The sequence below is a fragment of the Idiomarina sp. UBA4206 genome, assembly GCF_002383015.1.
Taxonomy (GTDB): Bacteria; Pseudomonadota; Gammaproteobacteria; order Enterobacterales; family Alteromonadaceae; genus Idiomarina; species Idiomarina abyssalis.
Genome location: NZ_DFTS01000043.1, coordinates 26,161 through 33,245 on the forward strand (window position 1 = coordinate 26,161; position 7,085 = coordinate 33,245).

General features: G+C 47.0%; 6 protein-coding genes. 2 read left to right on the forward strand and 4 right to left on the reverse strand.

Annotation, left to right across the window (positions count from 1 at the left end; all coding sequences use genetic code 11):
* The 3 genes from B3180_RS09160 to B3180_RS09170 form a co-directional block, all read right to left on the reverse strand.
* Window positions 1–288 (reverse strand): cation:dicarboxylate symporter family transporter (locus B3180_RS09160; RefSeq protein ID WP_286844165.1); only part of this gene is annotated, 288 nt, incomplete at its 3' end.
* A 98-nt stretch (window positions 289–386) separates the two neighbouring features.
* Window positions 387–1,385: a protease SohB gene (gene sohB / locus B3180_RS09165; RefSeq protein ID WP_054486931.1), complete on the reverse strand. Its 999-nt coding sequence runs from the start codon at window positions 1,383–1,385 to the stop codon at window positions 387–389.
* A gap of 73 nt (window positions 1,386–1,458) precedes the next feature.
* On the reverse strand, window positions 1,459–3,828 hold the full coding sequence (locus tag B3180_RS09170; RefSeq protein ID WP_054486929.1) for a VolA/Pla-1 family phospholipase: 2,370 nt from the start codon (window positions 3,826–3,828) through the stop codon (window positions 1,459–1,461).
* Between the two features lie 186 nt (window positions 3,829–4,014).
* Here B3180_RS09170 and B3180_RS09175 point away from each other — a divergent pair, with 186 nt between their 5' ends.
* Both B3180_RS09175 and B3180_RS09180 read left to right on the forward strand, forming a co-directional pair.
* Entirely contained in the window at window positions 4,015–4,767 is a 753-nt protein-coding gene (locus B3180_RS09175; RefSeq protein WP_054486927.1) for a YciK family oxidoreductase, read from the forward strand.
* Window positions 4,768–4,848: 81 nt separating this feature from the next.
* Entirely contained in the window at window positions 4,849–5,919 is a 1,071-nt protein-coding gene (locus tag B3180_RS09180; RefSeq protein ID WP_278358339.1) for a WD40/YVTN/BNR-like repeat-containing protein, read from the forward strand.
* Between the two features lie 7 nt (window positions 5,920–5,926).
* Here B3180_RS09180 and B3180_RS09185 read toward each other — a convergent pair.
* Window positions 5,927–7,085 (reverse strand): rhodanese-like domain-containing protein (locus tag B3180_RS09185; protein WP_349677616.1); only part of this gene is annotated, 1,159 nt, incomplete at its 5' end.

Sequence of the window (7,085 nt, forward strand, 5' to 3'; positions counted from 1 at the left end):
AGTTATCATATACATACCAACAGCTTTACCGCCTAAACGGCCCAGTTTACTGGGGTCGCTCAGCGAGCATGTACCAACAACCAGTGATACAAACACCAGCGGAACAACCAGCATTTTTAATGAGGTAATGAATATTTGGCCAACAACGTCAAAAAGGCCATTGGTTAAATACAACGAAACCCAGGCGTTATCGCCGGCAACGTAACGAATAAAAGTACCGAGAATGATCCCAGCGACCATACCAATGACAATGCGGCTAGTCAGACTGAGTTTTTTCTTTTCGCTCATAAGCGTCCTTTATTATTCATTCTTAAAAAACTGCAACAGCCTAGCAGAAAGCCTTTAAATAAACAGCTATAAAACTGCAAAGCTGGGCTGAATACCTTTTATTGTGAGACATCTGACCGAGTTAATGAAGTCTTAAGTGTATGAATGATGACAGACATACCTTTAGCAAAACGCTCACTCAGCGGTTTACGAATAACATACTGTAACTGAAGTACATCAAAACCTTTATGTTGCTTCATTAACCACGCGTCGCTGGTAGTTACCTCGTCAATCAAGCCCAGCTCTTTCGCTTCCTGGCCAGACCAGACCTCCCCGGTAGCAACTTTATCAATATCGAGTTCGGCACGATTCTCCTGCACAAAAGACTTAAATTGGCGATGAATGGCCTCTAAGTCCTGCTTAAACTTACGACGCCCTTCATCGGTGTTTTCACCAAATAGCGTCAGAGTGCGTTTATATTCACCTGCTGTTAACTGCTCAAAGTCAACATTATGCTTTTTCAGGAACCGATGAAAATTAGGTATCTGTGCCACCACACCAATGGAACCAATAAAAGCAAAAGGCGCAGCCATGAGCTTGTGACCAACGCAAGCCATCATATAACCGCCACTTGCTGCGACCTTATCAATAGCAACATTGACCGTTAGCTTTTGTTCTCTCAGCCGCTGTAACTGAGCAGCAGCCAAACCATAACCATTGACGACACCACCACCGCTTTCTAATCTCACCAGTACTTCATCTTTCTCAGTGGCCAGGTTCAGAATGGCGTTGACTTCATGGCGTAAGCTATCAACTTCTTTAGCGTCCATACTGCCTTTAAAGTCTATAACAAAAAGCCGCTTTTCTTTATTCTCTGTCGCTTTCTTTTTCTTTAACGCTTTCAATGCTTTTTTCTGCGCTTTTTTGTCCATCAGTTCAATTTTTAACTGCTCACTGAGTTCGTTCAGCTCTTTAGACAAATGGGTTACCTGCAGGTCACCTTTGCTCTTCTTCTGCTTCTGCGCCGCCTGCGCCAATAGCCCTACAATAAAGCCAATCGCTACCACAATAATGGCTGCTTTTAGCAAAAAGCTTCCAATATCAGCAACAAAGTCCATACCACTCTCCTAAAACGAAAAAGGCCAGCATAGTTGCCGGCCTTTGAATACTTAGTGTTCAATAACCTGAGAGTTATTCTACCACTTCTTCGTTAGTTACTGGTAATTGCATCATGTCCGCAGCAAACCAGAACGCAATTTGCTGCTGCATTTCAGCGGTCACCGCTCCCGACGCTGAAGAGTCAACCAGTGAACCGTGCTCTGCATCACCACCGAAGCGAACAATACCCGATACCGGAGTACCGTCTTCAGATGTTGTTGTGGTTGAGATACCCTCCAGGCCAAGTAATGCAGCCAAAGGCTCTGTTCCTGCTAAAGGTTTATTCTCAACGGCATTTGGAATAACCGAATCACCAATGGCTTCAATCATGAATACAGGCGTTTCAGAAGCAACGACATCACTTGCGTAGTTAACCGGGTCTCCCGAGTCGACAACAGTTTGTGCTGCAAATGCGAACTGCTCAAAGGTTGCATTGATTTGCGCAACCTGCTCGGCAGATGCTTGCTCCATGAAACCTGCGTAGAACTGCTCTAATGTAGCGCCACCAGCAATAGCCTGATCAGCTGCAGCCTTGAACTCTGCGTTAGAAGAGTACAGTAAAGTCGCTTTAATCGTCGGTCCAAAGCTGTCAGACGCCAGTAAGAAGTTAGCCAGACTACCACCCGGCATCCCTAAGCTAGAAGCTTGCACAGCAAATTGTCCGTCAAGTGCCCCTAATGGGTTATTCTCACCAAAGGAAGTATTTGCTAACGCGGTAAAACCAGTACCTGCAATGGCACCCAGAGAGTGTCCCACAAAGTGAACATCCTGACCGTTCAACTCTTCTCCGTCCAGCGACTGGAAGTAGTTCAGGCTTAAACGCAACCCAATAAGGTCAGTAATTGACTGGCGCAAATTATCACGCGTTGTCAGCAAACTGCTCAAATTCATATAAGCAGTAACACCACTTTCACTGGATGCATCAATATCATCAGTACCATCGCCATCAACATCGAAGGCGCGTCCGCCGTGTAACGGGTGGTCTATAGCTACTGTCGCAAAACCGGCTACTGCAAAAGTGCCTGCAATTGCCGCAGCATTTTCTTTCTCACCGGTAATACCGTGTTGGAAAATCACAACAGGCCAGCCGTTCTCAGGCGCAGTTAAAGGTTCCAGTCCCATTTGAGTGCGAACGCCATTAGCAGTTGCTAAATCAGGAATCGTAACAAAGGCTTCAACAGTCTGGTCACCCTGCTTTTCCGGTACCGGATTGTACTTAGTCAGATGACGCTCTTCGTCGACACCTTCAATATCAAAACACGCATTAGGTGGCAGCATTAATGAAGGGTCGTCAATCATTTCTGCACTAATACCTTCAGCAGCCGGGTCAATTTCACCCGCCTGAAGCCCGTTCAGGATAGCTGCTGGGCTGTCACACATAGCAGTCCAGCGACCAGTTAATGGTGCCGTTGGATTCTCAGCGCTAGGTAGCGGAGAGTAGTATGGTAAATCAACCTGTCCACCATAGACTTTAGCCGCGCTTGCCGCAGCCAACGCATTTGGATCTTCAATTCCTGCGCCGGATAACACAACATCTAACGTATAACCCTGAGGAGCAGCCTGCATGACAGGTGGGTTAGACGCAGCAACCTGCTGCCCTAATAAACTTTTCGTTACGCCAAGAACCTCACCCACAGACTGTGTTGTAAAGTTGGAGCTATAAATAACACCTTCAGGGTCAACGCCATACTGCGCAAGAGCGCCTTCATAGCTATTGACCAGGCCTTGTAAAGCTAATGCGCTTGCATCACCGGATACTGGATTCTCTTCCGCATCACGCTTCATCAAGGTATAAGTCTGTGACGGTTTAACATCGCGTCCAAGTGAGTCCTGAATATTATTAGTCAATACAACCAAATAGCCGGTAGCTGGCTTAAATGGACGTAAAGGAACAACCGCAACACTGCCTTCGCCTGTCGCTTTAACAATAAAATCAGTACCATGCTGAAGCTCACCGGTTACCGCACATACCGCAGCCGGGTTAGCAGCCGCACAGCCAGCCGAAACGTCGCTGCCGCCCTGAATGGTTTCAAAGACACGTATAGAGCCTTGTGCTTCCAGGCTAGCCGACTCAATGATGACTTGTTCACCGTTTTCGTCAACCGGCAACGAGAAGTCAAAGGTTAATGTCGAGTGAGTTCCCCAACCATCAAGTGCATTAATAGCAACCTGAGGGTTAGCCGTGTCTGTTGCGTCAGCAACAGGTAAGTTCAATGTGCCGTCAACTGAACCACTTAACAGTATGTTCGTTGGCGCAGATAATGCGCCGTTTGACGGATCAAACACCACGCGTGATGCTGCAACATTAACTTCACTTTCCGTAATAGGCGCTTCGTCACCGCTACCACAGCCTACCAGGCTAAGAGCAGAACCAATCGCAAGTGGGAGTAATAATTTCTTCATGAGGTATCCCCAATCCTTTTTTATGTTTTGTTATTCTATGCCTTCTCTTAACGATTTTTATACACCTGTATGAATTAAGATGAAAGGCTTTTTACCGATTTTTCGTTCGTTTGCTGAGAAGTTACTCGATTATCGTTACAATAGCCTACTCACCCGACCACAGTCCAATGGTATTAAGAAACTGTTATGGAAATTAAAACCGTACATGATTATCAGGCAAGTCCTGAGCTTTTGAAAAATAAAGTGATTTTAGTTACTGGTGCCGGTGACGGCATTGGCCGTCAGGCGGCTCTAAGCTTTGCCAAACACGGCGCTTCGGTTATTTTACTTGGCCGCACGGTCAGTAAATTAGAAGCGGTTTACGATGAAATTATTGCTCAGGAAAGTCCGCAACCGGCAATTATTCCTCTGGATTTAAAAGGCGCAACGGAAAATCACTATCGCGATATGGCAGCAACTATAGCGGATCAGTTCGGTAAATTAGACGGTGTACTGCATAATGCTGGCCTGCTGGGTATCTTGTCACCTTTTACGCATATTGAAAAAGACAGCTGGGACGACATCATGCAAGTGAATGTTACCGGCCAATTTGCCATGACAAAGGCACTTATTCCGGTAATGGAAAAGTCGTCCAGTGCATCGTTAGTCTTTACTTCTTCGGGTGTCGGCAGAAAAGGTCGTGCCTTCTGGGGCGCTTATTCAGTCAGTAAGTTTGCAACCGAGGGTATGGCACAAGTTATTGCTGACGAATACGAAGGTACCAAGCTACGGACCAATGTAATTAACCCGGGTGCCACGCGCACCTCGATGCGCTCTAAAGCCTACCCGGCGGAAGACCCGAAGTCATTAAAGACACCAGCAGACCTAATGCCAACTTATTTATATTTAATGGGTGACGACAGCATTTCCGACAACGGACTGTGTTTTGATGCTCAGTGAACTGAAGGCTTTGAACTGACGTATCGGTTAAAAAGAAACGTGTTACACTCAATAACATGCATAATTAATTAGGTCACGTCTATGACATCGAAGCTACAGCAGCAAGCCATAAATGTACTCAAGCTTGCTTTGCCCTTCAGCGCATTATTAAGTATTCCGGCGGTAGCTCAACCGCCGGAAATAGAGATATTTGATAATGTTCGACAACAACATTGGGTGGGCGTCAGCCCTGTAAGCCGCAATACAATATGGCTTTCCGGTGAAAAGGGAACTGTAGCCAGAACCACGGACTCGGGTAAAAGCTGGCAATATTTTCAGCCGGGCCCCGAAGACCTTGATTTCAGAGATATTGAAGCAATAGATGATCGCCGTGCCTATGCGCTCAGTGTCGGTAATGGTGGTCAATCCCGCATCTATTACACTGACAATGGTGGCAATAGCTGGCGTTTACGTTACCGCGGCGAATCAGACAGCTTCTTTAATTGTATGGCGCTTTCGCCCAGTGGTGAAGCCTGGGTTCATGGCGACAGCGTTGGTGACGAGTGGCGCATGGTTCGTAGTGCCGACGGTCGTAACTGGATGCAAGTACGCAGCGCTGTATCTGAGCCACCTCAGTCAAATGAAGGTGGTTTCGCGTCAAGTGGCAGTTGCGCACGGTTTAATAATGACAACTGGATGATAGCAACCGGTAACGCCGATAAAGCCAGAGTATTGATTAAAGGTTCCTTCGGAATTCGCTTCCGAGTAGTAGAAACACCAATGCAGGCGGGCCCAATGGCCGGTATCACCAGCGTGTGGCCAGTTAATGAGAAAACTTTTTACATTGCCGGTGGTGACTTAAACGATGCTTCCAGCAACGAAGATCGCTTGTGGCATTATCAAAATGAAGAATTTATTACTCTGTCGGAACCACCAATAAACGGGGCACTTTATAGCTTAAGCCTGATTGATCACAACGGCTCCTGGCTACTGACCTCTAACCCTCAGGGTGCTGCTGCCCTTAACCTGGACAACAACGAGTGGTTTAAACTGTCTGATTCCAATATCTGGAACATCCAGTGCCACGACGACATCAGTTGCTGGCTGGTCGGTAAAGACGGATATGTTGGTCGCTTGCAATGGCAGGCGCCGCAAGAACGCACAAAGCTCTAAAGGCCACTTATGCGGCAGGGGCCCCAAGCAGAGCCAGGCCCCCTAGTAAATGACGGCTATTAAAGCCATGTCGCTTCAATACGTTAGCCACAACCTGGCTTCTGTTTCCTGAACGACACAAACAGATAATGTCGCGCTCACGCAAATGAGGGTTGCTGTGAATGAACTGAGCAACTTCGGTAAGCGGGACATTAATGACCTCTGCACAGCAGGGCAAGTCCGTTAACACGTGTTCTTGTCGTTCCCGAACATCAACAATGACAAGATCTTTTCGATGCCAAAACTCGTCGGTATCCCCAATAGGAATATTAACGCCATCGTCAACACGACAGTCACCACTTAATTCACAAGGTGTGTAAACAAGGTGATGCTCAGGGTCACGTCCGGGACAAATAAGCGTATTCTCACTCATGAAACTTTCGTAAGTTTGAGGTGACGCTTCCGCACCAGTAAATAAAAAGTCAGAATGAACCAAAGCTTTAAGTGTCGCCGATTCGCTCAGAACATAAACCGGATTACGCGTGCCGACACGGAACAACCTGCGTTCACCGATACTAATACAGCCTATAACGCTGTCTTCGCATTCCACAGGAGCCACATCACACAGTCCGGTAGCGGTTTTAGGCCAACCGAACACATCATATTCATCAATAGACTGAGACGGTATAAGTATCGGCAACAGCAACTCAATTGACTGACTCATTACTGAATCTGCAGCTGAACAAACAACAGCTTTCACACGGTAATGCTGGCAGCTGACAATATTCTCAATTCGTCCGGCTAATGCGGGATGTGGGTCAACGACCGCAATTTCCCTGGCCTCGCGATCAATAATCAAATAACAACAGTGATCATCGTATTTGAGTTGAACAACACCATCGAGCTGGGCGTCATTATCGTTGTTTGTATCCGCTACAATCAGGCAGGAATTTCGTAATGCATCCGCAGCCTGCTGGATTCGAACACAGGCTTCATTAATTTCTTCCTGTCGAGTGGCAGGCCCAAAAGATAACCGAATAGCAGAGCCACTGCGCCATTCCTCTAGCCCCATGGCGTCCAGCACAAAGCTTTTTGTCACCTTTGAGCTACAAGCCGAGCCCGAGCTCACTCTTATCTGACAGGCGTCGAAAACATCCATAATATCGCGAGACGCGACACCTTCTACC

Excerpts from the sequence above, each read along its gene's own strand:
- sohB (WP_054486931.1), bottom strand. The coding sequence starts at position 1,385 with ATGGACTTTGTTGCTGATATTGGAAGCTTTTTGCTAAAAGCAGCCATT.
- B3180_RS09170 (WP_054486929.1), bottom strand. The coding sequence starts at position 3,828 with ATGAAGAAATTATTACTCCCACTTGCGATTGGTTCTGCTCTTAGCCTG.
- B3180_RS09175 (WP_054486927.1), top strand. The coding sequence starts at position 4,015 with ATGGAAATTAAAACCGTACATGATTATCAGGCAAGTCCTGAGCTTTTG.
- B3180_RS09180 (WP_278358339.1), top strand. The coding sequence starts at position 4,849 with ATGACATCGAAGCTACAGCAGCAAGCCATAAATGTACTCAAGCTTGCT.